This is a genomic window from Fictibacillus sp. B-59209, assembly GCF_036216745.1.
Lineage (GTDB): Bacteria > Bacillota > Bacilli > Bacillales > Fictibacillaceae > Fictibacillus_C > Fictibacillus_C marinisediminis.
The window spans coordinates 471,946-496,486 of record NZ_JARMMC010000018.1 but is presented as its reverse complement, the minus strand read 5'-3'; the positions used below and the strand labels follow the sequence as shown (position 1 = coordinate 496,486).

The following is a 24,541-nucleotide window of genomic DNA, read 5'->3' as shown; positions in this document are numbered from 1 at the left end:
GAAAGAGTTGAAAGCGTTTTATAAAAATTTTTGAAAACAGTTGTCAAAAAAAAAAAGGGATGTATAATGAAATTAGGAATTGATGCAATCGTTTTCACAACACGTTAGGCGAAGGCCTAATCCTTTTTTTGATTTGGTTGTGCAAACGGTTGTTCAAGATCTTAAACAAAATAGGGGGAACAAGAATGAAAAAGATAATGGCCTATATGTTAACGCCAGTGCTTGCTTTTGGTGTTCTTTCTGCCTGCGGTCCACAAGACAGCAGCGGAAGCAGCAGCAATACAGGAAAAGCAGAGAAAAAACCGGATAAATTAGTAGTCTGGGAAGATACAGATAAAGGTGTAGGCCTTGAACCAGCTGCGAAAAGCTTTGAAAAGAAATACGGAATTAAAATTCAATTTAAAGAAATGCCAATGCTTGATCAACAAGATAAGCTTCGTCTTGATGGACCGACTCACAAAGGTGCGGACGTTATCACAACACCACATGACCGTATTGGGCCATTGGCTACTGAAGGTTTGATCGAGCCTCTAAATATTTCAAGTGATATTACAAGCCAATATACTGACTCATCAATCTCGGCTTTAACGTTTAAAGGAAAACTTTATGGTCTTCCAAAATCTACTGAAACACCTGTTTTCATCTACAACAAAAAGTTTATGAAAGAAGCGCCTGCAACACTTGACGATCTTTACAAGTTCTCTAAAGGCGACAAAGGCGGCGCGCAATACGGGTTCTTGGCAAACTGGACAGATTTCTACTTCGCACATGGCATCTTAAGCGGTTACGGTGGTTATGTATTTAAGGATAATAATGGAACACTTGATACGAAAGATCTTGGTTTAACAAACAAAGGCTCTCTTGAAGGTGCTGATTACATTTCCAAATGGTACAAAGAAGGATTATTCCCTAAAGGTATCATCGGGAAAAAAGCAGGACAAACCATTGACGGTCTATTCAATGAAAAGAAAGTTGCGTCTGTAATGAACGGACCTTGGTCATTCCAAGGCTATAAAGATGCAGGAATCGATATCGGTGTTGCACCAATGCCGAAGCTTCCTAACGGCGAGTATGTAAAAACATTCATCGGTGTTAAAGGCTGGAACGTAAGTGCATATTCTGAGCACAAAAAATGGGCTCAAAAATTTGTAGAGTGGATAACGAACGAAGAGAACGCGAAAATCCGCTACGAAAAAACTCAGGAGATCCCTCCGATCAAAGCTCTTATGAAAGATCCAATCATTGCTGATAACGAAGCAGCAAAAGCAGTTGCAGTCCAATCAGAACGCGGTATTCCAATGCCAAACGTACCAGAAATGGCTGAAGTTTGGGTACCAGTAGGAAACGCGCTGCAGCTTACTGCAACAGGTAAACAAGATTCCAAGAGAGCATTGGAAGACGCATCAAAAACAATCGAGCAAAACATTAAAGCAAAACACACCGGTAAATAATATAGAGGGAGGCGGTACCCAGTATATTCTGGGTACTGCTTTCACTATAGGTGCATCTTCTAATACCTGAAGGTTCAGACATTGAAAGATGCATCTATATCAAGTGTTTCAGAAAGGGGGACAGCCTACATCATGGAGGCGTTAGCAAATCAATCCAACCATCGTAAAACTGCGGCTTTGCTCTCTATCATTCCTGGGATCGGCCAGATATATAATAAACAAAGAATAAAAGGGGCTTTATTCCTTATTCTGGCATCTTCCTATTTCGTTGTTTTCGGGAACCTGTTGAACATGGGGCTCTGGGGATTCTTTACCCTCGGAACAGAGCTTCCGCGTGACCATTCCATCATCCTTCTCGTCCAAGGGGTCATCGCATTTATCGTGATTGGTTTCGGCATCGCTTTTTATGTGTTTAACATTTACGATGCGTTTCAAAATGGCAAGAAGAGAGATCAGGGCTTTGCAGTCACAACTATTAAAGAGCAATATCAAAATGTGATTGATAAAGGATTCCCTTATCTTTTAGTAGGGCCGGGCTTTTTTATCCTGATCTTTGTTGTTGTATTTCCGATTCTGTTCATGGTTTTCCTTGCGTTTACCAACTATGACTTGTACCATTCACCGCCTGCCAAACTGGTAGATTGGGTAGGATTTCAGAACTTCAGTGACATGTTTACGATGGATATCTGGAGAAATACATTTGTATCTGTATTTGCCTGGACAATTATCTGGACATTTACAGCAACTACTCTGCAGGTTGCCGTTGGGATTTTTCTTGCGGTTGTTATTAATCAAAAGGATCTTAAATTTAAAGGAATCATCCGTACGTTATTAATTCTTCCATGGGCAGTTCCTGCTTTCGTTTCTATCCTAGTGTTCAGTGGAATGTTCAACGACTCTTTTGGAGCCATTAATAACGATATTCTGGCAGCTTTTGGAATCGATCCCATACCGTGGCTGACCAATCCGCAATGGACGAAAGTCGCGATCATCTTTATCCAGACATGGCTGGGATTCCCTTTCATCATGGCAATGACAACCGGGGTACTCCAATCCATCCCTGAAGAATTGTATGAAGCAGCAACCGTTGATGGAGCGACAGTTTGGGATAAATTCAGATCCATTACGCTTCCGATGATTCTGGCTGCTACTGCACCGATCATCATCACACAGTACACGTTCAACTTTAACAACTTTAACGTCATTTATCTCTTTAATGAGGGCGGTCCAGCAGTTGCTGGACAAAGTGCGGGCGGAACAGACATTTTAATTTCATGGATATATAATTTGACCATGACTTCTGCACAGTACAGCAAAGCTGCAGCTGTTACAGTTCTGCTGTCTGTCGTTATCGTTACGGTTGCGCTTATTAACTTTAAGCGAACGAAAGCATTTAAAGATGAAGGAATGATGTAAGATGAGCATTAAACGAGGAAAAATTATACGTCTCACTCTGTCCTATCTGGTCATTCTTGCTGCGATTACAATAGTGATCTATCCGATCCTCTGGGTTATCGGATCATCACTAAATCCCGGAGACAGTTTAACGAGTTCAACGATTATACCGGAGCATGCAACACTGCAGCATTACAAAGAACTGTTCACGAAAACTCAATATTTAACTTGGTATTGGAATACATTGAAAATTTGTATCAGCACTATGGTTCTTGCTGTAATCTTTATCGGTCTGACAGCCTATGCATTTTCTCGCTACCGTTTCTTCGGGCGAAAAAATGGTCTGCTTCTATTCCTTGTATTGCAAATGATTCCTCAGTTTGTGGCAATTCTTGCAATCTATATCCTTGCAAACCTTGTTGGACTTCTTGACACACATTTCGGACTTGTTCTTGTGTACGTTGGGGGATTGATTCCTATGAACACCTGGCTGGCAAAAGGTTACTTTGATACGATCCCAAGAGAACTGGATGAATCAGCACGCATTGATGGAGCAGGACACTTCCGCATTTTCTGGCAGATCATTCTTCCGCTTGCCAAGCCGATTCTGGCTGTGGTTGCTTTGTTTAGTTTCATCTCGCCATTTGCGGACTTCATTCTTGCGTCCATCTTGCTCCAGTCAGATGAGAAAAAGACTTTGGCTGTAGGTCTTTTCAATATGGTATCCGATGAGTTTGGAAATTCCTTTACACTGTTTGCAGCTGGATCTGTATTAATTGCAGTTCCGATCGGACTCTTGTTCCTTTCATTGCAGCGTTTCTTCGTTTCTGGGCTGACGGCTGGAGGAACAAAAGGCTAAAAGCGCCTCAATATATGAACGGGAAAAAGCTGCATACGCTTTTCCCGTTTTTTAAGGACGGGTACCGAGTTTTTACGTTTGATCATGAGAGGTTTCCTAATCCGAAGAAGCTGGTTCAGGATTTGCTTGAAATGGGTATTCGTGTGGTTCCGATTGTCGATCCGGGTGTCAAAGAGGATCCGGAGTATAAAACTTATCAAGAGGGAACGTATGAAGATCATTTCTGTAAATACATCGAAGGACACCCTTATTTTGGTGACGTTTGGCCTGGAAAGTCAGCATTTCCTGATTTCACGAACACGAAAACAAGGGAATGGTGGGGTCAGAACCACAAATTCTACAGTGATATGGGAATCCACGGCATCTGGAATGATATGAATGAACCGGCTGTCTTCAATGAGACGAAGACGATGGATGTTAAAGTGTTGCATGGGAATAACGGCCATCCGAAAACGCACAGAGAGCTTCACAATGTGTATGGTTTATTAATGGGTGAATCCACCTATAATGGTATGAAGAAGCTGATCGGCGGAGACAGGCCATTTCTATTGACCAGAGCCGGTTATGCTTCGGGAACCACCCATCGAGCGGTATATCTCCCACATGGCACATGGCATGATTATTGGACAGACACCGTATATGAAGGCGGTCAGCATGTCCTTATAAAGGCGGAACTGGATATATTGCCGATCTTTTTGAAAGCCGGCTCTATCCTGCCGCATGGTACGGTAAAACCAAACTCTGCCGAAAAAGAAACGAAGATGACGTTCCATTTGTATGCAGAGCTTGATGGAAGTACGGAGTATAGCTTGTATGAAGATGACGCCAAGACTTTTGCTTATGAAGATGATCACTTTGCAGAAATAAATATCAACTGTTCATTTTCCAAAAATTTGATTAAAATAGAACTTAACCAAGAAAGCAGCGGCTATACTCCTGATTGGACAGAATACGAGGTTGTTATCCACCATCCTGCGCCAGATACAGAAATTAAGTTAAATGGACAAACGGTGAAAGGCAACAGGTTAAATGTCAATGATACAGTAATCTTTAAAGGAACGTTGCAGCATGATTGAGAGTAAACACGGAAGGAGGATGATGATGACCGTTACGATTAAAGATGTAGCTAAACTCGCAAATGTAGCCCCATCCACCGTTTCGCGTGTCATTGCCAACAACCCAAGGATATCTGAAAAAACAAAGCTCAGAGTAAGGGAAGCGATGGAGCATTTAGGGTATCATCCAAACTTTAATGCAAGAAGTCTCGCTAACCGTTCAACCCAGGCGATCGGTCTTGTTATGCCCGGTTCCGCAGACAAAGCGTTTCAAAATCCATTTTTCCCGGAAGTTATCCGCGGCATCAGCACCATTGTGCATGAAAAAGAATATGCACTGTATATGTCCACAGGCCAGACAGAAGATGAAATTCATGATGGGGTCGTTCGAATGGTCCAGGGCGGCAGAGTGGACGGTATTATCCTCTTGTATTCAAGCGTAGATGATAAAGTAATGAACTATCTGATCGAGAAGAAGTTTCCTTTTACACTGATCGGCAAGCCGTTTAAGAATGAAGATGCGATTACCCACATTGATAATGATAATTTTAAAGCGGCAAGAGAGATGGCAGACTATTTGATCTCGCTCGGCCATGATAAGATCGGATTCGTTGGTGGAAGTTCTCATTTGGTTGTAACCATCGACCGGCTTCTCGGCTATGAAAAATCGTTGAGAATCCACCAGATACCATACCGTGATGAATACATTATTCATGAAGAATTTTTAAAAGAAGGCGGCCAGGAAGCGATCAGAAAGTTGATGGCACTAGAGGAACCCCCGACTGCTCTTCTCGTCATGGATGATCTGATGGCGTTTGGTGTACTGAGTACACTCAGCGAGATGAACATCTCTGTACCTGATGGCATTTCCGTACTTAGCTTTAATAACGTGATGCTGGCAGACTTTTCAACACCAGCGTTAACCTCTGTTGACATCAATATTTTTCAACTGGGATATGAAGCAGCAGAGTGTCTGATGGATCTTATCGCAAAACCAGACCTCAAACCAAGAAGGGTGGCAGTTCCGTACCGGCTTGTCGAGCGGCAGTCTTGTATGGCAATATCTGCCCCAAAAGAGAAAACCATATAAAAAAGAAGGCAGCCTGTTTATGGTTCAAATAAACAGGCTTTTTTCTTTGGGAATGAATAGATCGATGATATTCCAGCGCTCGTCGGGCCTTAACGGGTACTTATTAAATAAACCTGTTGCTTAATGTTTATGTAATCGTATACAATAAGGATGGGACTTAGGACAAACGTTTGCGCAAAACGAAAACAGGGAGTTATTGAAATGAAAAAGAAATGGTGGAAAGAAAGCGTCGTCTATCAAATATACCCTCGAAGCTTCATGGACAGTAATGGGGACGGAATTGGGGATCTTCAAGGAATTATTTCAAAAATGGACTACTTAAAGGACCTTGGAATCGATGTCATATGGCTTTCGCCAGTATATAAATCTCCGAACGATGATAACGGCTATGATATTAGCGACTATCAGGAGATCATGGATGATTTTGGTACGATGGAAGATTGGGAAGAGATGCTGGCAGCCTGCCATGAACGGGGAATCAAGCTGATCATGGATCTTGTCATCAACCATACATCTGATGAACATCCTTGGTTTATTGAATCACGTTCATCTAAAGACAATCCTTACAGAGACTTTTATATTTGGAGGGAGGGGAAAGGCGGCAGAGAGCCGAACAACTGGGAGAGTATCTTCAGCGGCTCAGCATGGCAGTACGATGAACAGACCGATGAATACTACCTGCACCTGTTCTCGACGAAACAGCCAGATCTTAACTGGGAAAACGAAAAGGTCCGTCAAAAGCTTTATGAACTGGTTCAGTGGTGGGTCGATAAAGGAATCGATGGATTCCGTGTGGATGCGATCACGCACATTAAGAAAGCTCAAGGGCTCGAAGATCTTCCGAATCCGGGCAATAAACGCTACGTTCCTTCCTGGGACGGCCACCTCAATCAGCCTGGAATCCAGGATTTCCTGAAAGAGCTGAAAGAGAATGTCTTCATGAATGATAAAATCATGACGGTGGGAGAAACGCCAGGCGTTAGTCCTGAAGGTGCAAGAGAGTACGTGGATGAAGAAATCGGTAAATTTAATATGGTCTTTCAATTTGAACACATGGGTCTTGATCAAACGGAAGAAAGTAAGTGGGATCTTGCTCCTTGGAAGCTCTCTGATTTGAAAGACGTACTTACCAAATGGCAAAAAGGCCTTGAGGGAAGCGGATGGAACAGCCTATATCTTGAAAATCATGATCAGCCGCGGTCAGTTTCCAGGTTTGGCAATGATAAAGAATACCACAATAAATCAGCCAAGATGCTGGCCGCTTTTTATCAGTTCATGCAGGGAACACCTTATATTTATCAGGGACAGGAGATTGGGATGACCAACGTACAGTTTGAGTCGATCGAAGACTACCGTGATGTGGAAATCCTGAACCTGTACAGGGAAGCTCAGCTTGACGGAAAGAGTGTTCCTGAAATCATGAAGTCCATTTATGTGAAAGGCCGTGATAACGCCAGAACTCCAATGCAATGGAAAGACGCTAAAAACGGTGGCTTTTCTGAAGGGACACCATGGATTTCTGTGAACCCGAACTATCCTGAGATTAATGTGGTACAGCAGTTGGCTGACGAGAATTCAATCTTAAACTTTTATAAAAAGCTGATCCAGCTTAGAAAAGAACACAGCATCATTGTCTATGGAACGTACGACCTGGTTCTTGATGGCCATCCTGACGTATACGCCTACACTCGTACGCTAGATAATGAAAAGCTTACGGTGCTTTGCAACTTCAGCAGCCAATGCACACAAGTTGAGCTGCCAGAAAGCTTAAAAGATGACAAAGCTGTGTTGCTGATCTCGAATTATGAGTACAGCGGCAGTGGTTTGAAGAACTGTGAACTGCAGCCGTTTGAAGTTCGGGTGTTTTACAGCAAATGATGAATAAAAAAAGATCCTGGCCCATGCCAGGATCTTTTTTGTTATAAACCTTGTTCCTTCAGCCAGTCCAGTACCGGCCCGAAGTGCTGGTTGGATTTTGCATCTTCAAATTCAGCAAACGGATCGCCATTTTCCAATATTCTCTGGTGGATCGAGTCCAGCGGAAAGGTTTCTGGGCGAAGATTTCTATTTAGTTCTTCCCAGCGAAGAGGTGTAGCGACGAGTGCTTCCTCGTTGCCCCTCACAGAATAAGGGGCGATGATGGTTTTTCCTTCCGCATGCTGAATGTAATCAATATAGCATTTGTTGCCTCTGTTTTTCTTAAGCCGTTCAACAGTAAACCAGCCTGGTTCTTTCGTAATAAGATATTGAGCCATAAAATGGGTGAACCTTCTTGTTTCATCAAAGGTAAACTGGTTTTCAGGCAAAGGGATATATACTTGCAGCCCTTTGTTTCCGCTTGTTTTGACAAACGCTTCTAACTTCAGCTTTTGACAAACCTCATGGATAAGCAAGGCAGCTTCGACTGAGAGCACGAACTCATCCCGTGATGGCGGGTCTAGATCCATGACAATCTCAGAGGGTGCTTCAGTACCGATTTTACGAAAGGGGATATGGAGCTCGAATGCCAGCTGATTTCCTAGCCAAAGCAGTGCAGGCAGGGTGTTGCAAACAATATAATGAATCTCGTCTTCAACAACGGTCTCGATAAAGTCAGGAGCATAATCAGGACAATTCTTCTGATAAAAACGTTCATCATTGACCCCATGCGGATAGCGGATGACCGTCAGTGCCCGGTTCTTTAAAAAGGGAAGAAGGTAAGGCGCTATCCTGGCCAAATACTCAAGATAGTGAAGCTTTTGAAGTCCTTTTTTCGGCCACAAAGGCTTATCTGGAGAGGTGACGGCTACTTTAAAGCCGTTGATGTTCAGCTCCTGCTGCTGATTGCTTTTTCCCATGTACAATCCTCCCAGCTGACATCGAGTCTAAAAGCAACAAATCTTGGATGTCTCAGCTGATCTTTATAGATCTCCAAATATTGAAGTTCAACACATATTGATGGTAAAACCTTGATAAAATTGCTGTCTTCCCCAGACTTGTTGCTTTTTATGACTTCGATCAAAACTCTGCGTTCTTCTGAAGATAAGCCATGAGAGAACAAGCCGACAGAAACCGTTTCACCATCTTTACGTGCAGCAACATGAAAGTAGCCGTTCTTCTTTTCATAGGCTGTGATAAAAAAGATGCCGGTTTGTGGGTTTTTTATTTTTATCCATTGTTCTGACCGTGATCCTGGAACGTAATTGCTTTTGCACCGTTTCGCTATAATCCCTTCACTCTTTTCTTTTTTGTTGAGAGACCAGAGCTCATCCCCATTACTGAAAAATTCGATGGGTTTTGTTTTCATTTCTTCGCGTGCAGACATTTTTTTGAAAATCTCTTGGAGCTTTTCTTTTCGCTGAAGCAAAGGGGTTTCGGTTACTCGCTCTCCCCGTACACTCAGCACATCAAAGACAAGGTAGGTGGCAGTATGATCTGCAGCGGCCCGTTTGATTTTGTTCAGATCCTTTAACCTTCCCCTTTTTTGCAAAGCTTCAAATGATGCCTTATAGGGGGTTTCCAAGATGCATAATTCTCCATCGAATATGAGTGGGAGGAGGGATTTGATCTCCTCAGTCATTAGGATTAAATCATTCACGACTTCTGGAAATGAAAGGTTTAATGAATGGCCGTTTCTGCTGTAAAGATCGACTCCTGATTCGGTCCAATGGGCAATGCAGCGGTAGCCGTCATATTTTATCTCATAAATCCATTCGGATCCCGTTGGCAGATCACTCCCTAAGGAAGCAAGCATTGGTCTGATCGGTATAGGCATTTTATTTTAAGCTTTCTTCTTCTTTGGTTTAGCCTTTTTTGTTTGAGTTTCCGGTTTCTTTTCTGTTGTCTTGGACTGGTTGATACTCGCCTGCAGTGCTTCCATCAAGTCAACCACATTGGTTCGCGGCCGTTCTTCAGACACTTTGATTTCTTCACCGGAAATCTTGCTTTCTATGATGTTTAGAAGCGCTTCACGATACTCGTCTTTATATTTCCCAGGCTCGAAAGGCGTAGACAGCTGTTCGATTAACTGCTTTGCCATTTCTAGTTCTTTGTCATTCACCTGTATGTCCTCATCCAGTCCTGGAACATGCTCGACATTACGAACTTCATCGGGGTAATATATCGTTTCCATGACAAGCCCTTTATCATAAACCCTTACGGCAGCCAAACTCTCTTTTGAACGAATCGTAATCTTTGCGAGTCCGATCCTTCCGCTTTCTTTCATTGCTTCTTTTAACAAAGTGAAAGGTTTTGCGCCATTCTCTCCGGGGCCGATGAAATAGGAACGATTAAAGTAAATCGGGTCGATCTCTTCCAATGAGACAAAATCAATGATTTCGATCGCTTTATTCTTAATCCCGGCGATTTTGTCGAGATCTTCTTTTTCTACAAGCACAAATTTTCCCGGCTCATATTCATAGCCTTTGACGATGTCTTCTTGCTCGACAGGCTGTTCACAAACCGGACAGGTTTTTTCATACTTGATCGGATTATGGCATTTTTTATGAAGATACCTCATCTTAATGTCTTTGTCCTCAGTCGCTGCAAACAGCTTTATTGGAATATTAACCAGGCCGAAACTGATGCTTCCCTTCCACATGGTATGCATTGTCTACACCCTTTCCTAGTGTTCTTGTTCTAGTGTGTGACAATTGCCTGCCATTTTATCCAAATAAAAAAAGCCGATCTTTATCGGCTTTTCAGAATGTGAGAAACAGCTTGCATTGAGGCTATGACTAGCTCCAGCGCAAATTTTGAAAACGGGATTCATGTTTTCAGCTAAGGTCCTCGTAAGACGAAATATAAACACCATTTCGTCCCAGGTTGCTTGAGCTTTTCTTAATCTATCCGTTAACAACCGTTCCTCCGTTGATGTGGATAGTCTGACCTGAAACATAGGATGAATCGTCACTTGCCAGGTAGACATAGGCTGGTGCCAGTTCTTCAGGCTGGCCCGGACGCTTCATAGGGGAGTTTTTTCCAAATACATCCACTTCTTCTGCAGTAAAAGTAGAAGGGATCAGTGGTGTCCAGATCGGTCCTGGGGCAATTGCATTTACTCTAATGCCTTTTTCGACGATTGAATTGGAAAGGGCGCGAGTAAACGACACGATTGCTCCTTTGGTCGATGAGTAGTCGATCAGTTTAGGGTGGCCCTTATAAGCAGTTATGGAAGCGGTATTGATGATGGAACTTCCAGCCTTAAAATGCTTTAAAGCGGCTTTCGTCAGATGGAACATGGAGAAGATATTTGTTCTAAAGGTTTTCTCCAGCTGCTCTGCTGAAATATCCTCAATGCTGTTCTGTGGATGCTGTTCACCAGCATTATTAACAAGAATGTCTAGCTGTCCAAATTCTCCGACCGTTTTTTCAACGGCTTCCTTGCAGAAGTTTTCGTCTCCAATGTCACCGGAAAATAAGAGGCAGCGAACGCCTTCCTGTTCGATCAGCGATTTTGTTTCTTCAGCGTCATTCTGTTCATCAAGATAGATGATGGACAACTGAGCGCCCTCTTTTGCAAAGGCAATCGCGGCTGCCTTACCGATCCCGCTGTCGCCTCCTGTGACTAGGGCGACTTTACCTTTGAGCTTGCCGCTGCCTAGATATGTTTTAGCTTGAGATTGCGGTTTTGGATTCATTTCCGATTCTGTTCCCGGCTGATGATTCTGGTGCTGTGCCGGAGGATCAATTTTTCTTCCTTGCTGGTCGCTCATTTTCTCATCCTTCCTTTGTCCATGGTTTGAATACGACATTATTCTTCCACATCTCTTATGCAATCAAACCTTTTTAAAAAAAAGGTAGACAAATATTGTTCATCTTTTCAAAGTGTTGCATAATGAAATAAAAGATGACAAAGAGAGAGGCAGTGGTTTCATGGTTGGTGTTGAAGCGTTGTCCAGCGAACAACTGTATCGAGCAATAAATCACTTTCGAACGCTTCATGAAAAGATTGTTTGGGAATGGCTGGACCATGCCTTAATAAAAAAAGAAGACCCTTTTTATGAAGAGGTCGTTAAGAACGGCAACCGCACCCTTGATTTGCTTTATCAGTATATAGAAAAACCGGATATTGCCCTGATTATGGACCTTACAAAAAAAATTGCTCCTGAGCGGATTGAAGCCAAAACAGACATTAGTGAATTTGTTTATAACATTAACATAGGCAGGCAAATCGTAAACGATAAGGCACTGAACTCCATTTTTCTTCCTGAAGAAAAGAAGTGGATCATCATGACCATCAACCATTTTTTTGACCAGCTTCTTTACTATGCCATAAAAGAGTTTTCATCATTGAATGATGTTATCATCGAGAATAAAAACCAGTTTATTCAGGAAATGCACAGTGACAGGCTTACGATATTAGGGCAGATTGCGGCAAGCTTTGCACATGAGTTTAGGAATCCGTTAACTTCTATTAAAGGATTCATTTATCTTTTGGAATCAGAGCTTGTACCGAATGAAAAAACCGACCATTATATTTCTATCATCAATGATGAGATGGAAAATCTGCAGGACAAGATCAGCCAGTTCCTATTGCTTTCCAAGATGAAAGGACTGGACGACCTTATCGCTATCTTTGATCTATCTATCTGTTTGCATGAAATGATCGACTTTATGTACCCTCGTTTTCTAGAAGCGAAAATTAATCTAATGGTAGAAATCTCTCCGGATCTAAAGGTTGAAGGGGACAAGAACCAATTGAAACAAGTCATCTTGAATATACTGAACAACGCCGTAGAGGAGCTTTGTGATCTTCCGGAAGAACGAATTATTAAAGTAAAAGCCTATCGATCATCAGAAAAAATCAGGCTTGAAATATCAAACAATGGTTCACAGATTCCAGCCCACCTGCTCGAGAACATTTTTGAACCTTTCATTACAACCAAGGAGCTGGGGACCGGACTTGGATTATCGGTCTGCAAGCAAATTGTTGAAAAGCATAATGGCCAAATCCTTGTTGACTCCAATGCTTCATATACAACCTTTTCCATCAGTATTCCAGAAGCAATCGAAAGAACATCTTTATAAGGTGTTTTTTTTTTTTGCAATGAAGTAATGTCTAGAATCGATGCTTGACGAACGGACTTTAGCAGAGGCTTGCACCTTTCTTATGATTCACAAATCTGACATAAGAAAAGTGATTGTAATCACTATGAGGATATTTTCGTTTTCTTATAATGAACATGTAATCAATATTGAAACCAAAGGGGACTTTGTCATGCTGGATCAAAAGACAATTGAAGTGATTAAATCAACCGTACCTGTGCTTAAAACTCACGGAAAGGAGATCACTACCCGTTTTTATAAAAATTTGTTCACTAAACATCCGGAACTGTTAAATATTTTTAATCATGCCAATCAAAAACAGGGCCGCCAGCAGACGGCTTTAGCGAACGCCGTTTATACGGCTGCTGCCAATATTGATCAGCTGGAATCGATTATTCCAGCAGTGAAGCAAATTGCCCAGAAGCATCGAAGCTTAGGGATTCTGCCTGAACATTATCCGATCGTCGGCGAAAACCTTCTTATAGCGATCAAGGAAGTGCTTGGCGACGCTGCAACTCCTGAAATTATAGAGGCATGGGGAAAAGCATACGGTGTAATTGCAGACGCGTTCATCGGAGTGGAAAGCCAAATGTATCAGGAAGCAGAACATCAGCCAGGAGGCTGGGAAGGATTCCGGAATTTTATCGTGGATCGGGTCGAAGAAGAGAGTTCAGTTATTACCTCTTACTATTTAGTCCCGGAAGATCAAAAAGCCATCGCTGCGTTTAAACCTGGACAATACATCAGTATCAAGTTTGTGATCGATGGCGAAGAATACAATCATATTCGCCAGTACAGCTTATCAGATGCTCCGGGAACCGGCTATTATCGGATCAGTGTCAAGAAAGAAGCGGGCGGCTCCCATCCAGGCAAGGTTTCTGTTTATCTTCATGACCATATTAAACAAGGGGATATTCTGCAGGTAAGTGCTCCTGCCGGAGAGTTTTATCTTGATACAAAAAAAGCAACTCCTGTTGTGCTTCTAAGCGGAGGAGTGGGTTTAACCCCGATGGTCAGCATGCTGAACACATTGGCTCAAGAACAAACAGAGAGAAACATTACTTTCATTCATGCTGCCATCGACAGTACATTTCATGCATTCAGGGACCATGTCAAGAATTTGGCTGCAGAGCTTGATCATATTAAAAGTTATGTCGTCTATGAGAATCCAACTCTTGAAGACGAAGAAAAAGGTTTGTACCACAAAAAGGGCTACATCGATCTCAACTGGCTGAAAGGACTGAATCTCGATTCTAATGCGGATTATTATTTCTGTGGACCACTTCCATTCATGAAGGCTGTGTATCACTGCCTAAGGGATCTTGGAATCCACGAACAGCAGATTCATTTTGAATTTTTCGGGCCAGCAGCAGAACTTACAGAAACCGAAAAAGTAAAAGCATAAAAAAAAAGCATCCGCAAAGGATGCTTTTTTTAAATTTACAAATGATCGTTTTCTTTAGAAAACGAATGTTTACCAGCTGCTTTGTTTTTTTGTTCAGCTTCATTTTTTAACTGCTGATCCGCTTGACGATCGTTTTTTTTCTTATGATTGTCTTTCGTGTATTTATGTGTCAAAAGTCTCGCCTCCTCATGAATTAACATGAGCGGGCAGGAGTAACTTTATGCATCGGAATAGGGCTTTGTAAGAAAGAACATGGCAATGGTGCCTGGACCCGCATGAGAGCCGATGGCACAGCCGATCATGGATATCATAATCTGTTCACAGCCGGTTTCTGCTTTAATCATTTCTTTTAAGGCATTTGCTGCTTCTTGATCATCGGCATGGCTGATCCCGATAATTTGATCTTCAAATGAAGTTCCCCGTTCTTTCATCAATTCGATCATCCGGCCAAACACTTTCTTTTTGCCACGGATTTTTTCGATCGGATAGAGTTTTCCTTCCTTCATATGAAGAACCGGCTTTATTTTCAGCAGGCTTCCCATTACTGCTGCTGTCCGGCTAACACGTCCGCCTCTTAATAAATATTCCAAGTCATCTACGGTAAAAATATGCTCAGTATGGCTGAGGTAATAATTCGCTGTGTTTATTACTTCTTCTAGATTTTTTCCTTCCTTCGCAGCCTTTGCCGCCTGATAAACAACAAGGCCAAAACCAAGAGAAGCACATTGGCTGTCGATAACACTGATATTTGCATGAGGATATTCCTCAAGCACCTCCTGGCGCATGAGTTCAGCGGTCTGGAAAGTTCCGCTTAAGCCTGAAGAAAGCGTGATATAAACACAAGGCGTTTCAGTTTCTGCGCATTTTTGGAAGGCTTCCTTAACAAGCAAAGGAGGAACCTGGGACGTTTTAGGTGCCGCACCTTCACGCATCTGATTATACAGCTGAAGCGGCTGTATGGTTTTACGGTCATATTCTTCATGGCTATGAATGGTTACGACTAAAGGAAGCATATTAATTTCAAGTTCGTCTATTATGTGCTGCGGCAGATCACAGCCGCTGTCTGTAATGATCTGGACTCCCATATCAATCACCTTCAATTATGTATGATATCTTCAGTGTATACTTCACTATTGGTAATGGCAATAGAATGTTTCAAGCTAAAACCTTTGTGCCTATTGACTCCAGAAGTTAATTCTGATAAAAAAGTATAGTTGGGAAGCAATGAATCGAAAGGAAATTTAATAATGAATTACACACCCATGCAAGAAATCAAGAAAATTATCGTCATTATTTTAGGTGCTGCGTTGAATGCAGCCGCCCTTAATTTATTTTTAATACCCGCCAAAGTGTATGCGAGCGGATTTACCGGTGTGGCACAGCTCGTTTCTAGCTTGCTTATCCATTCACCAGTTCCTATCTCAACTGGGATGCTTTTGTTTGCTCTAAACATTCCGGTAGCTATTCTAGGATGGATGAAGGTTGGTAAATCGTTCACCATCTACAGCTTTTTTTGTGTTTTTATGATGTCTTTTTTTCTTGAAATCATTCCTGTTGTTGAAATCTCAAAGGATATTTTGCTCAACGCAGTATTTGGAGGAGTGATTGCAGCTGTTGGTGTTGGCTTTACGCTAAAATATGGTGCTTCAACAGGCGGCCTTGATATCGTTGCCATGATTTTGTCACGTAAACACAACCGCCCGATCGGAACATATTTTCTTATTTTAAACGGCTGCATCATCCTTGCGGCCGGGCTGCTTTTCGGGTGGGAGAAAGCCCTTTATACACTCGTTACTTTATATGTTAGTACACGTGTCATCGATGCAATCCATACCCGCCATGAGAAACTGACGGCTATGATCGTGACAAGAAAGGGAAGCGAATTAAAAGAAGCCATCCACTCAAGGCTGGTTAGGGGAATTACGATTGTCCCTGCAAAAGGAGCATTCTCAAACGAAAACAAGGAGATGCTAGTTATTGTCGTAACCCGTTATGAGCTATATGATTTAGAAAACATCATTAAAGAAGTCGATCCAAGTGCATTCACCAATATTGTGAACACGACTGGAGTTTTCGGGTTATTTCGAAGAGATGATTAATAGAAAAAAGAGTACCTTCAGGAAATTTTACCTGCCAGGTACTCTTTTTTTTTTCATTATAACGTCTCCAGAACTTTTTGAATTTGGGGCACCAGTTCGTCCCAATCACTTTCAGGAAATTTGTTTACGGTAAGAAAGTCTTGAAAACCGAAGATGGATTCCACACCATCAATGCCAATAAGGGATTGTGCCAATTCTGAATCAGGTGTGTCTCCTGCTCTGGCTGATAATCTGCCTTCTAAAAAGGGCTGGCTTGCTGAAAATTTAAGAGCATTTGGGTTTGGGGTTGGTTGTATTCCAAATTCTACTGCCATTCTTCTCATCTCCTGTTATTAAAAATTAAAACGATACCTCTGTGATACAATATCATGAAAATCAAGGGAGTTATACAGGTGTTTCGTGACTGAATTGTTGATTCCTGTTTCCAGCTCTATGGACTTAATCCCTTCACGTTCTGCCCAATGGATCAGATGCAGCAAAATTTTGCGGGCAATCCCTTTGTTTCGCGCATTTTCACGGACGAAAAGTTCGTTTAACCAAAGATAGGGGCCGCCGAGAGGCAAACTGATTCCGATGTTGTAGAATGCAACTCCGAGAATTTCTCCTGCTTCCTCGGCGATGATGACGCCTGAGTTGGAATCCTTCTGGATGGCAAGAGAAATGCCGTTTAATACTTTTTGATAACTGCCATCATCCTCTGAACGCGTCCGCTGCTGAGAGATCAAATCCGCGATTTTCTTGGTTAAATCCTCAGTGGCGTCAGCCGGAACTTCATAGACAAACATTAAAATCCTCCATGCAAATAGGTTTTGTAGCTACATTATAACAAAATAATCACTTTGCGACTGTGAGCAAATGAATTTTACAGGCGAATATTTATAATGAAACTAAAAAATGGCAAGGGGGGAGTTCATGAAAACATTGGTGTGCTTCGGTGACAGCATCACTTCTGAGGAAAAAAGCGATGATGGTACACTTAGGCTGACTTCAAGGGTGCGTTTGTCCCTGCAGAAATGGAATGTTATTAATGCAGGTGTACCCGCTGAAACCACACGATTGGCGTTAACCCGTTTTCAGGAAGACGTTTTACGGCATGACCCTGATCTGGTGACCATTCTTTTTGGTGCAAATGACGCGAGCAGCCATCGTTTAATCGAAGTGGAAGAATATAAAAAAAACCTGGAATACATGATTGAAAAGCTTGGTCCATCAAAGGTCATCCTTGTTTCTCCGTCACCGGTTGACGAACGTTTTCAACATGCGAGATCAAATGAGGAGTTGAAGAATTACGCGTTAGCGGTAAGGAAACTGGCAAAAAAGTACAATACCCATTTCGTGGATTTATGGACAGAGATGATCAACAAAGATTATTGCAAGATGCTTAACAATGATGGCCTGCATTTTAATAAAAAGGGCTATAAACTCCTTGCAGATCTCGTCATCCGAAAAATGGAAAAGCTGACAAGTTCCCAAGCTTCGAAACGAATGTTACTGCTATAATGGGTAACCCATAAAAAAAGGCTGAGAGAAAACTCTCGGCCTTTTACTGCTGGTCTTGTGTGCTGCTTTTTGTCTGGTCAAGCTCTTCCTGCAGTTCAGCAAGCTGCTGGCGTTCTGCATCAGAAGAGTCAGCCATGGCGGAAGAGATAATATTTTGTGCTACTGAAACGTCTTCGTTGCTGAAGTCATTGTTTTGCTGGCTGATTTGCTCATGCTGTTCGTGTTGCCCCTCTTCATTTTTCCCAACCAGATTGGAAACTGCTTCTCTTGCTCTCTGAAAAATATTATTACCCATCGGTTAATTTCCTCCTAATGTAATATTTTTTTGAACTTCTTGCTTCGTTTCTTTAATGTCTTCATTTAGCTGCTGCTGAACGTCATTATGCTTTACTTCATCAGCGCCTTGCTGTATAGCACGTTTTGATTTGCTGTGCTTGCTCATTCATCTTGGCCTCCTAACGGTTTATATTAGTTTTTACACAAGCACGAGTTTTATGTAGAAAGCTCACCCTTCCAAAATTTATAAAAACCCGGCAAAGATTAGTCTTTGCCGGGTTTAATGGATTACATTATTTTAATGACAATACATCTTCTAAGTAAAGGGCGATTCCATCTTCTTCGTTTGTTGCCGTTACAAAGTTTGCGATATTTTTCAATTCGGAAATGGCATTGCCCATTGCGATTCCGTGTCCTGCATATTCAATCATTTCCAAGTCATTGTCTTCGTCGCCAAATGCAATGACCCTTTCTGTTGGTATGTTGTAATATTCGGCGATTTTCTTTAATCCTACAGCTTTGTTTAAACCGGCACGTATGATTTCTATGATGTTCCAAGGAGCAGCCCATACACGCTGGTCGATTACTTCAGCATGTTCCTGTTTCAGCTGGTCCCGTAATTCAGCAACGTGATGATCCTGAGGATGAATCAAAATGGAGGTAGGGTCATCAGTGAGCATGTTTTGAAGGTCCCCCGTCTGTGCCGGGTTCTCTCCCATGATAAACGTATTGACAATGACCTCGTCTTCTTTGTGCAAATACACATCATCCAATACTTCAGCCATAATATTTTTCACAAGAAAGTCTTCAGCAGTTTGAATGACTCTTTTCGCATGTGAAAGTTCCAATGGGGAATGGTACACACCAAACTTCTTATCGTGGGGGTGATGGACAAATGCGCCGTTAAAGTTTACAATTGGTGTGTTTAAGCCAAGTTCATCATAATACATGGTGCTTGCACGATAAGGGCGGCCGGTTGAAATGCAGATGATATGGCCCTCTTTTTTAGCCTGAAGAACGGCGTTTTTTGTTCGATCCGAAATCGTTTTTTTATCATTCAGTAAGGTGCCGTCTAGATCTAACGCGATTAAATACGGTTTCTTCATTCAGATTCCTGCCTTTTCTTCGGTTCTCAAGTTTAGTGTAATGCTTTCCTTAATCACTGTCCAATATAAGGAAGTTTTACAGTATCGGCTCAAGGGTAATGCTACATACATATTGGTTCAAGAAGGAGGAGTTTCCATGAAGAAGAAATATTTGCTGCTATCTGGTTTTGCATTGTCCGCTGCCGGAGTAACATCCTACCTCTTGCGTAAGGGTTCCAACAGGACTATGGCTAAAATGATGGTCAATGACATGAAAGATAAAATCCTTCCTTTTATGAAAAAAGAGGAAAAAGATCAGAAACTGCCTGTGAATAAAGCGGGCCATCCCGATCCATATGATATCGATGATAATGAAATGGTGTCGGAAGGAAGCATGTATCCCGTGAATTATTACAATAAAAAGAAACAGTAAGGCAATGACCAAGGTAAGAAAGTATAAAGCAACTTAGCATGCATAGATGTAATGTCTAGCTCAATCACCCAGTGCTGAAAACGAACTTCAGTTTTCAGCATAAGTTCTCGAGAGACGAAAAATATTTACCATTTCGTCTTAGGTCGCTTCACTCTTACCCAACAACACAAAAAGCGTGTTGTTGGGTAAGAGTTCCAGCGCTGTCGGACTTTAACGGGCGATTGAGCTTTTCTAATACGCAAATTTCGATTAACTTGTTATGATAGAGAAAACAATAAGCAAAGGAGGAGTATATGGTAACCATAGAAACACGAACAATTGATAACATTCCGGTGCTGCATGCTTTTGAAACGGGCAAAGAGAATGAAAAGCTTCCTTTAATGTTGTTTATCCATGGATTCACGAGCGCAAAGGAGCACAACCTGCACTTTGCCTATGCCCTTGCCCAAAAAGGATACCGTGTCGTTCTGCCGGATATGCTTCATCATGGTGAACGAATGTCTGACGTTTCAGGAGATAAAAGGATGTATTCCTTCTGGGATATCGTCGTTCAAGGTATCCAGGACATACATACACTTGTTCAATCTCTTGATCGGGAAGGCATAATTGACCCAAAGAGGGTAGGGGTTTCAGGTACTTCCATGGGAGGGATCATTACATTTGGAGCTCTATCGCAGTATCCTTATATAAAAGCCGCTGTAACACTCATGGGAACACCGTACTATGAAGATTTTGCTTATTGGCAGATTGAAAAGATGAAACAGCAGGAAGTTTCCTTTCCTTTTTCAGAAGAGGCACTCGCGAAGGTCATCTCCATCATTAAGCCCTTTGATTTAACATCGTGCATGGAAAAGCTTGATAATCGGCCTCTGTTATTATGGCACAGCAAGATCGATGAAGTGGTACCTTTCAGCCAAAGCTGCGATTTCTATAGAAAAGCAAAGGCTGTTTATAAAAATCCTGAGAAAATCCAATACATCGCGGATGAAACCTCAGGGCATAAAGTATCTAGGACGGCGTATCTCGAAACGGTAAAATGGTTTGCCAAATATTTATAGATCTGAAATAACCAAAGAGAGAGAGGTGAGCATGATGCCGATTGAAAAACGGGAAATCATACCCGTCTGGGAAGCAGTACGGAGTGTACTGGATCAAACATTTGAATTGCCGACCGAAAAGATTCCTCTTGAAGTAAGTGATAACCGTTATTTAGCGGAAGACATTAAAGCTACCCATGATGTGCCTCCTTTTGATCGTTCTCCTTATGATGGATTTGCAATTAGAGCTGAAGATACAAATGGTGCATCAAAACAAGCTCCTGTAATCTTAAACGTGATCGATTCAATCGGAGCAGGCCATGTTTCTGAAAAAACAGTTCAAGAGGGAGAGGCCGTACGCCTAATGACAGGGGCTGAGATCCCAAAAGGTGCAGATGCCGTCATCATGCTGGAGCTCGTGAGCGAGAGGGACAGCAGGCATATTGAGATAAGACGAACTGTCCACCCAGGTGATAATATTTCTGAACAGGGTGAAGACACAAAACAGGGAACTCCGATCTTAAAAAAAGGCTCAAAAATTCATCCGGGTGCTGTCGCTCTTCTGGCTACCTTCGGTTATGAAAGAGTGAAGGTTATGAAGAAGCCGGTGGTGGGGATATTAGCAACTGGTACAGAGCTGCTGGATGTTGGGGAGGAGCTCGTTCCCGGAAAGATTCGAAACAGCAATGCCTACATGATTGCCTCACAGATCAAAAAAATAGGCGGTGAACCTCACATACTCGGCAAACTACCGGATGATTTCGAGCAAACGTATACGGGTATTGTCGGCGCTTTAGAACGATGTGATGTTTTAATCACGACAGGCGGCGTTTCAGTGGGAGATTTTGATCATTTGCCGGCAATCTATAAGAAGATGGGGGCAAAGCTGCTTTTTAATAAAATCGCGATGAGGCCGGGGAGCGTTACTTCAGCATCGGTTTACAAGGGGAAACTTTTATTTGGCCTCTCCGGCAACCCGTCAGCATGCTTTGTGGGCTGTGAGCTGTTCGTGCGTCCTTATCTTTTGAATGCCTTGAATGCCGAAAAGGTTCATCTTGGCGTTTTAAAAACAGAGTTACAGGAGGATTTCCTTAAACCGAATCCATTTACACGTTTTGTGCGAAGCAGAGTGGAATGGAGGGGCTCTGCACCATCTTCTGTTCCAGTAGGCTTGGATAAATCGGGTTCCGTTTCCTCCCTCGCAGACGCCAATGCGCTAATCGTTCTGCCTGGGGGAACGAGGGGGTGGGAAAAAGGATCGGAAGTGACCACGCTCTTATTAGACGGGGAAGGCAGTGTATGGCCATGGGATCTGGCAGTAAAGTCCAAGTCGTAGGATATAAGAACAGCGGAAAAACAACTTTGATTACAAACCTATTAGAGGCTGCGGCCAAGGCTGGAATCATGACCGGAACGCTTAAGCATCATGGACATGGCGGCCGGGTTGAATTTCGAGACGATGAAACGGATACCGCAGCACACCGCAGAGCGGGGGCAGTTGTTTCAGGGGTTGAAGGCGGGAATGCTTTTCAGCTTTGTCTTAATATGCAAGCAAGCTTATGCAAGCTGCTGGAACTCTATGAACCGCTGGGACTTGATTTGCTGCTGCTAGAGGGATTCAAGGAACATCAGCTGCCCCGCATCGTCCTGTTAAAGGAGAATGCAGATCTAAAACTTCTTGAAGACAGTGTGAAAATTCTTGCGGTGATTGCATGGCCGCCTGTTTCCAGGCAGCTGATATCAGCAGATCTTCCATTTTTCAGGATTGGCGAAAAGGAACAATATATAGATTTTCTTCTGGATTTGTTTAAGGGGTTGAATACATGAAACGATTTGAAATTATCACTGGACCAATTTTGATACAGGACATTATAGATAAAGTGATCAGGGCGGAAGCCGGTGCAGTAAATACGTTTATAGGAACTGTCAGAGAGTTGACGAAGGGTAAAAGAACGGTCTATTTAAAGTATGAAGCATATATTCCGATGGCAGAAAAACAGCTTGCGAAGATAGGCGATGAGATTAGTGCCCGCTGGCCGGGATCAAGAACGGCCATTTCCCACCGAATCGGCAGCCTGGATATTTCTGATATTGCTGTTGTTATCGCGGTTTCTACACCTCACCGGGCAGAAGCCTTTGATGCATGCCGCTACGCGATCGAGCGCATCAAAGAAATTGTCCCCATCTGGAAAAAAGAACATTGGGATAACGGAGAGATGTGGGTGGGAGATCAGCTTGAAACAGAGGCCTATTCAAAAGGCCATCCTGAAAGCGAGGAAGATAAAAATGATTAGAGTGTTGTTGTTTGCCGGCATGCAGGAACGCGCAGGCACGGCTGAGCTTCAGTTGGATGAAGAACGGCTCCGTATTTCTGATATTAAATCCGCATTAGAAAAAAAGTATGATTTTCCAAAAATGTTTATAGGCTGTCTATCGGCGGTCAATGAAGAATTTGCCGATGATGATACAGAAGTGTCCACAGGGGATACTGTCGCCTTTATTCCTCCGGTAAGCGGAGGTTAATTTTCGCGTTCTGCACACGAAAAACATAATAATGTCGTTTGGTCCACATGAATGCCATTTAAAAAGCCCTCTAAACAATAGATGGGCTTTTTGCATTGGCTGCATTCTCCCACGTATTCCTTCATTCTCCCACCTCCTTTTCCTTATCTTAAACGCAACGATTTGTGCAATCAACTCAGAAAAAATAAAAAATTTATAAATATACAGTTGAATTTATCTTTATACATACATATAATGAAACATACATTAAAAAAACGAGGTGGAAGTTTTGAATGTCGGTATTGTAGGAGCAACAGGCTTCGGGGGTCTTGAACTTGTGCGGCTGCTGCTGCAGCATCCCGGTGTAAAAAAGCTTACGTTGTATTCATCAAGTAAAAAAGGAGAATCGATTGAAACAATCTATCCCCATTTGAACGGCATCAAGGAGGGAAAGCTGGAAGACATCGATCCGTACAAAATTCCTGAACAGGTTGACTTTCTGTTTTCATCAGCACCTACGGGGGTCTCTGCAAGTTTGCTGCCTCCGATTCTTGAGCGGGGGATGAAGGTGATTGACCTTGCAGGCGACTTCCGCTTAAAGAAAAGTGAGGAATATAAGCAGTGGTACAAAAAAGAACCGCCCGATGCCAGGTGGGTTGATCTAGCGGTTTATGGACTATCAGAGTGGAACACAGATCTAATAAGAAACGCTCAGATGATCGCCAACCCCGGGTGCTACCCGACGGCAGCTTTGCTCGGCCTTTTGCCGCTGATCAAAAAGAGTTTAATAGAAGTCAGTACAATTATTATTGATGCAAAGTCTGGTGTATCAGGAGCTGGGGCGGTTCCTTCTGTTTCGGCACATTTTCCGTTTGCTAACGATAATCTGCAAATCTATAAGGTAAACCAGCATCAGCATATTCCAGAAATTGAACAAATGCTCCATCACTATTGTGAAACGAACAAGCCCATTACGTTCAGTTCACATTTGGTTCCTATGACGCGTGGAATCATGAATACGATGTATGCAAAAGTGAAGGAGGGGGTCAGTCCGAAGGAGATTGAGGAAACCTATATCGAGTATGCAGAACAGCATGATTTTATCAGGCTTTCTCCATCACAAGGATTTCCTTCCACCAGGCAGGTGTACGGAAGCAATTTTTGTGACATCGGCTGGTCCTTTGATCACCGGACACAGCGCATAACAGCTGTATCGGTCATCGATAACCTGATGAAAGGTGCAGCAGGCCAGGCTGTACATAATTTTAATCTAATGAATGGATTTCCGGAAGCAGCCGGATTGCCGGCAAGTCCAGTTTTTCCATAAA

29 protein-coding genes are annotated in these 24,541 nt (G+C 42.5%); 17 read left to right on the top strand and 12 right to left on the bottom strand.

The window, feature by feature from the left end; all coding sequences use genetic code 11:
• Positions 1 to 185 precede the first annotated feature (185 nt).
• The 6 genes from P4361_RS15395 (at position 186) to P4361_RS15370 (ending at position 7,728) form a co-directional block, all read left to right on the top strand.
• Entirely contained in the window at positions 186 to 1,451 is a 1,266-nt protein-coding gene (locus P4361_RS15395; RefSeq protein WP_328089943.1) for an extracellular solute-binding protein, read from the top strand.
• A gap of 132 nt (positions 1,452 to 1,583) precedes the next feature.
• Positions 1,584 to 2,867, top strand: coding sequence for a sugar ABC transporter permease (locus P4361_RS15390; protein WP_328089942.1), 1,284 nt, complete (start codon positions 1,584 to 1,586; stop codon positions 2,865 to 2,867).
• Position 2,868: 1 nt separating this feature from the next.
• The gene (locus tag P4361_RS15385; protein WP_053354800.1) at positions 2,869 to 3,705 is read left to right on the top strand and encodes a sugar ABC transporter permease; all 837 of its coding nucleotides are present in this window, start codon (positions 2,869 to 2,871) and stop codon (positions 3,703 to 3,705) included.
• 14 nt (positions 3,706 to 3,719) lie between these two features.
• Complete coding sequence (locus P4361_RS15380; RefSeq protein WP_328089941.1) at positions 3,720 to 4,781, top strand: TIM-barrel domain-containing protein; 1,062 nt, start codon at positions 3,720 to 3,722, stop codon at positions 4,779 to 4,781.
• 25 nt (positions 4,782 to 4,806) lie between these two features.
• A complete protein-coding gene (locus P4361_RS15375) occupies positions 4,807 to 5,850 on the top strand; it encodes a LacI family DNA-binding transcriptional regulator (protein WP_328090032.1) in 1,044 nt (347 codons plus the stop codon).
• A 201-nt stretch (positions 5,851 to 6,051) separates the two neighbouring features.
• Positions 6,052 to 7,728, top strand: coding sequence for a glycoside hydrolase family 13 protein (locus P4361_RS15370; protein WP_256225560.1), 1,677 nt, complete (start codon positions 6,052 to 6,054; stop codon positions 7,726 to 7,728).
• Positions 7,729 to 7,769: 41 nt separating this feature from the next.
• Here P4361_RS15370 and ligD (P4361_RS15365) read toward each other — a convergent pair whose 3' ends face one another.
• From ligD (P4361_RS15365) to P4361_RS15350, 4 genes are all read right to left on the bottom strand, one after another.
• Positions 7,770 to 8,687: a non-homologous end-joining DNA ligase gene (gene ligD / locus P4361_RS15365; RefSeq protein WP_328089940.1), complete on the bottom strand. Its 918-nt coding sequence runs from the start codon at positions 8,685 to 8,687 to the stop codon at positions 7,770 to 7,772.
• Positions 8,657 to 9,604: a non-homologous end-joining DNA ligase gene (gene ligD, locus P4361_RS15360; RefSeq protein WP_328089939.1), complete on the bottom strand. Its 948-nt coding sequence runs from the start codon at positions 9,602 to 9,604 to the stop codon at positions 8,657 to 8,659. Before ligD (P4361_RS15360) ends, ligD (P4361_RS15365) begins: the two co-directional genes overlap by 31 nt.
• A 6-nt stretch (positions 9,605 to 9,610) precedes the next feature.
• A complete protein-coding gene (locus tag P4361_RS15355) occupies positions 9,611 to 10,438 on the bottom strand; it encodes a Ku protein (RefSeq protein ID WP_328089938.1) in 828 nt (275 codons plus the stop codon).
• A 235-nt stretch (positions 10,439 to 10,673) separates the two neighbouring features.
• Positions 10,674 to 11,543, bottom strand: coding sequence for an SDR family oxidoreductase (locus tag P4361_RS15350; RefSeq protein ID WP_328089937.1), 870 nt, complete (start codon positions 11,541 to 11,543; stop codon positions 10,674 to 10,676).
• A gap of 160 nt (positions 11,544 to 11,703) precedes the next feature.
• Between P4361_RS15350 and P4361_RS15345 the strand changes: the two genes are divergently transcribed.
• Both P4361_RS15345 and hmpA read left to right on the top strand, forming a co-directional pair.
• Positions 11,704 to 12,858 (top strand): histidine kinase N-terminal domain-containing protein, encoded by a 1,155-nt coding sequence (locus P4361_RS15345; protein ID WP_053354795.1) that lies wholly within the window; start codon positions 11,704 to 11,706, stop codon positions 12,856 to 12,858.
• 190 nt (positions 12,859 to 13,048) lie between these two features.
• Complete coding sequence (gene hmpA, locus P4361_RS15340) at positions 13,049 to 14,281, top strand: NO-inducible flavohemoprotein (RefSeq protein ID WP_328089936.1); 1,233 nt, start codon at positions 13,049 to 13,051, stop codon at positions 14,279 to 14,281.
• Between the two features lie 35 nt (positions 14,282 to 14,316).
• On the opposite strand, the gene P4361_RS15335 is transcribed toward hmpA, so the two are convergent.
• Positions 14,317 to 14,454 (bottom strand): hypothetical protein, encoded by a 138-nt coding sequence (locus P4361_RS15335; protein ID WP_175501864.1) that lies wholly within the window; start codon positions 14,452 to 14,454, stop codon positions 14,317 to 14,319.
• A 45-nt stretch (positions 14,455 to 14,499) separates the two neighbouring features.
• Complete coding sequence (locus P4361_RS15330) at positions 14,500 to 15,366, bottom strand: DegV family protein (protein ID WP_053354794.1); 867 nt, start codon at positions 15,364 to 15,366, stop codon at positions 14,500 to 14,502.
• A gap of 162 nt (positions 15,367 to 15,528) precedes the next feature.
• Between P4361_RS15330 and P4361_RS15325 the strand changes: the two genes are divergently transcribed.
• On the top strand, positions 15,529 to 16,380 hold the full coding sequence (locus tag P4361_RS15325; protein WP_082315953.1) for a YitT family protein: 852 nt from the start codon (positions 15,529 to 15,531) through the stop codon (positions 16,378 to 16,380).
• A gap of 56 nt (positions 16,381 to 16,436) precedes the next feature.
• Here the strand turns inward: P4361_RS15325 and P4361_RS15320 are convergent, their stop codons facing one another.
• Both P4361_RS15320 and P4361_RS15315 read right to left on the bottom strand, forming a co-directional pair.
• A complete protein-coding gene (locus tag P4361_RS15320) occupies positions 16,437 to 16,694 on the bottom strand; it encodes a NifU N-terminal domain-containing protein (RefSeq protein ID WP_328089934.1) in 258 nt (85 codons plus the stop codon).
• Positions 16,695 to 16,712: 18 nt separating this feature from the next.
• Positions 16,713 to 17,165 carry a GNAT family N-acetyltransferase gene (locus tag P4361_RS15315; RefSeq protein ID WP_053354792.1) on the bottom strand — a complete coding sequence of 151 codons (453 nt, stop codon included), beginning with the start codon at positions 17,163 to 17,165 and terminating at the stop codon, positions 16,713 to 16,715.
• A gap of 127 nt (positions 17,166 to 17,292) precedes the next feature.
• Between P4361_RS15315 and P4361_RS15310 the strand changes: the two genes are divergently transcribed.
• Entirely contained in the window at positions 17,293 to 17,880 is a 588-nt protein-coding gene (locus tag P4361_RS15310) for an SGNH/GDSL hydrolase family protein (RefSeq protein WP_062231340.1), read from the top strand.
• 43 nt (positions 17,881 to 17,923) lie between these two features.
• On the opposite strand, the gene P4361_RS15305 is transcribed toward P4361_RS15310, so the two are convergent.
• The 3 genes from P4361_RS15305 to P4361_RS15295 all read right to left on the bottom strand — a co-directional run bounded on the left by P4361_RS15305 (position 17,924) and on the right by P4361_RS15295 (position 19,262).
• On the bottom strand, positions 17,924 to 18,175 hold the full coding sequence (locus tag P4361_RS15305) for a DUF3813 domain-containing protein (RefSeq protein WP_328089932.1): 252 nt from the start codon (positions 18,173 to 18,175) through the stop codon (positions 17,924 to 17,926).
• A 3-nt stretch (positions 18,176 to 18,178) separates the two neighbouring features.
• A complete protein-coding gene (locus tag P4361_RS15300; protein ID WP_156316220.1) occupies positions 18,179 to 18,322 on the bottom strand; it encodes a hypothetical protein in 144 nt (47 codons plus the stop codon).
• 127 nt (positions 18,323 to 18,449) lie between these two features.
• A complete protein-coding gene (locus P4361_RS15295) occupies positions 18,450 to 19,262 on the bottom strand; it encodes a Cof-type HAD-IIB family hydrolase (protein ID WP_053354789.1) in 813 nt (270 codons plus the stop codon).
• Positions 19,263 to 19,398: 136 nt separating this feature from the next.
• Here P4361_RS15295 and P4361_RS15290 point away from each other — a divergent pair, with 136 nt between their 5' ends.
• The 6 genes from P4361_RS15290 to P4361_RS15265 all read left to right on the top strand — a co-directional run bounded on the left by P4361_RS15290 (position 19,399) and on the right by P4361_RS15265 (position 23,234).
• Positions 19,399 to 19,674, top strand: a complete 276-nt coding sequence (locus P4361_RS15290; RefSeq protein ID WP_328089931.1) for a hypothetical protein — start codon at positions 19,399 to 19,401, stop codon at positions 19,672 to 19,674.
• Between the two features lie 293 nt (positions 19,675 to 19,967).
• The gene (gene yjfP, locus P4361_RS15285) at positions 19,968 to 20,732 is read left to right on the top strand and encodes an esterase (protein ID WP_256225573.1); all 765 of its coding nucleotides are present in this window, start codon (positions 19,968 to 19,970) and stop codon (positions 20,730 to 20,732) included.
• A gap of 31 nt (positions 20,733 to 20,763) precedes the next feature.
• Complete coding sequence (locus P4361_RS15280) at positions 20,764 to 22,047, top strand: molybdopterin-binding protein (protein ID WP_328089929.1); 1,284 nt, start codon at positions 20,764 to 20,766, stop codon at positions 22,045 to 22,047.
• A complete protein-coding gene (mobB, locus tag P4361_RS15275; protein ID WP_062231353.1) occupies positions 22,011 to 22,538 on the top strand; it encodes a molybdopterin-guanine dinucleotide biosynthesis protein B in 528 nt (175 codons plus the stop codon). Before P4361_RS15280 ends, mobB begins: the two co-directional genes overlap by 37 nt.
• The gene (locus P4361_RS15270) at positions 22,535 to 23,005 is read left to right on the top strand and encodes a molybdenum cofactor biosynthesis protein MoaE (protein ID WP_328089928.1); all 471 of its coding nucleotides are present in this window, start codon (positions 22,535 to 22,537) and stop codon (positions 23,003 to 23,005) included. The genes mobB and P4361_RS15270 overlap by 4 nt, the downstream gene beginning before the upstream one ends.
• Positions 22,998 to 23,234, top strand: coding sequence for a MoaD/ThiS family protein (locus tag P4361_RS15265; RefSeq protein ID WP_053354783.1), 237 nt, complete (start codon positions 22,998 to 23,000; stop codon positions 23,232 to 23,234). Before P4361_RS15270 ends, P4361_RS15265 begins: the two co-directional genes overlap by 8 nt.
• Here P4361_RS15265 and P4361_RS15260 read toward each other — a convergent pair.
• A complete protein-coding gene (locus tag P4361_RS15260; protein WP_255357532.1) occupies positions 23,231 to 23,359 on the bottom strand; it encodes a hypothetical protein in 129 nt (42 codons plus the stop codon). The two genes, P4361_RS15265 and P4361_RS15260, sit on opposite strands and share 4 nt — an antisense overlap.
• A gap of 143 nt (positions 23,360 to 23,502) precedes the next feature.
• Here P4361_RS15260 and argC point away from each other — a divergent pair, with 143 nt between their 5' ends.
• On the top strand, positions 23,503 to 24,540 hold the full coding sequence (gene argC, locus P4361_RS15255) for an N-acetyl-gamma-glutamyl-phosphate reductase (RefSeq protein ID WP_328089926.1): 1,038 nt from the start codon (positions 23,503 to 23,505) through the stop codon (positions 24,538 to 24,540).
• Position 24,541: the final 1 nt, after the last annotated feature.

Coding starts and splice junctions, on each gene's coding strand:
- P4361_RS15265 (WP_053354783.1), top strand. CDS start 22,998: ATGATTAGAGTGTTGTTGTTTGCCGGCATGCAGGAACGCGCAGGCACG.
- P4361_RS15290 (WP_328089931.1), top strand. CDS start 19,399: ATGAAGAAGAAATATTTGCTGCTATCTGGTTTTGCATTGTCCGCTGCC.
- P4361_RS15320 (WP_328089934.1), bottom strand. CDS start 16,694: ATGGCAGTAGAATTTGGAATACAACCAACCCCAAACCCAAATGCTCTT.
- P4361_RS15350 (WP_328089937.1), bottom strand. CDS start 11,543: ATGAGCGACCAGCAAGGAAGAAAAATTGATCCTCCGGCACAGCACCAG.
- P4361_RS15395 (WP_328089943.1), top strand. CDS start 186: ATGAAAAAGATAATGGCCTATATGTTAACGCCAGTGCTTGCTTTTGGT.
- P4361_RS15375 (WP_328090032.1), top strand. CDS start 4,807: ATGACCGTTACGATTAAAGATGTAGCTAAACTCGCAAATGTAGCCCCA.
- P4361_RS15295 (WP_053354789.1), bottom strand. CDS start 19,262: ATGAAGAAACCGTATTTAATCGCGTTAGATCTAGACGGCACCTTACTG.
- P4361_RS15390 (WP_328089942.1), top strand. CDS start 1,584: ATGGAGGCGTTAGCAAATCAATCCAACCATCGTAAAACTGCGGCTTTG.
- ligD (WP_328089939.1), bottom strand. CDS start 9,604: ATGCCTATACCGATCAGACCAATGCTTGCTTCCTTAGGGAGTGATCTG.
- yjfP (WP_256225573.1), top strand. CDS start 19,968: ATGGTAACCATAGAAACACGAACAATTGATAACATTCCGGTGCTGCAT.
- hmpA (WP_328089936.1), top strand. CDS start 13,049: ATGCTGGATCAAAAGACAATTGAAGTGATTAAATCAACCGTACCTGTG.
- P4361_RS15305 (WP_328089932.1), bottom strand. CDS start 18,175: ATGGGTAATAATATTTTTCAGAGAGCAAGAGAAGCAGTTTCCAATCTG.
- P4361_RS15270 (WP_328089928.1), top strand. CDS start 22,535: ATGAAACGATTTGAAATTATCACTGGACCAATTTTGATACAGGACATT.
- P4361_RS15385 (WP_053354800.1), top strand. CDS start 2,869: ATGAGCATTAAACGAGGAAAAATTATACGTCTCACTCTGTCCTATCTG.
- P4361_RS15325 (WP_082315953.1), top strand. CDS start 15,529: ATGAATTACACACCCATGCAAGAAATCAAGAAAATTATCGTCATTATT.
- P4361_RS15370 (WP_256225560.1), top strand. CDS start 6,052: ATGAAAAAGAAATGGTGGAAAGAAAGCGTCGTCTATCAAATATACCCT.
- P4361_RS15280 (WP_328089929.1), top strand. CDS start 20,764: ATGATGCCGATTGAAAAACGGGAAATCATACCCGTCTGGGAAGCAGTA.
- ligD (WP_328089940.1), bottom strand. CDS start 8,687: ATGGGAAAAAGCAATCAGCAGCAGGAGCTGAACATCAACGGCTTTAAA.
- P4361_RS15310 (WP_062231340.1), top strand. CDS start 17,293: ATGAAAACATTGGTGTGCTTCGGTGACAGCATCACTTCTGAGGAAAAA.
- P4361_RS15330 (WP_053354794.1), bottom strand. CDS start 15,366: ATGGGAGTCCAGATCATTACAGACAGCGGCTGTGATCTGCCGCAGCAC.
- P4361_RS15355 (WP_328089938.1), bottom strand. CDS start 10,438: ATGCATACCATGTGGAAGGGAAGCATCAGTTTCGGCCTGGTTAATATT.
- P4361_RS15300 (WP_156316220.1), bottom strand. CDS start 18,322: ATGAGCAAGCACAGCAAATCAAAACGTGCTATACAGCAAGGCGCTGAT.
- P4361_RS15315 (WP_053354792.1), bottom strand. CDS start 17,165: ATGTTTGTCTATGAAGTTCCGGCTGACGCCACTGAGGATTTAACCAAG.
- mobB (WP_062231353.1), top strand. CDS start 22,011: ATGGCCATGGGATCTGGCAGTAAAGTCCAAGTCGTAGGATATAAGAAC.
- P4361_RS15260 (WP_255357532.1), bottom strand. CDS start 23,359: ATGAAGGAATACGTGGGAGAATGCAGCCAATGCAAAAAGCCCATCTAT.
- P4361_RS15380 (WP_328089941.1), top strand. CDS start 3,720: ATGAACGGGAAAAAGCTGCATACGCTTTTCCCGTTTTTTAAGGACGGG.
- P4361_RS15345 (WP_053354795.1), top strand. CDS start 11,704: ATGGTTGGTGTTGAAGCGTTGTCCAGCGAACAACTGTATCGAGCAATA.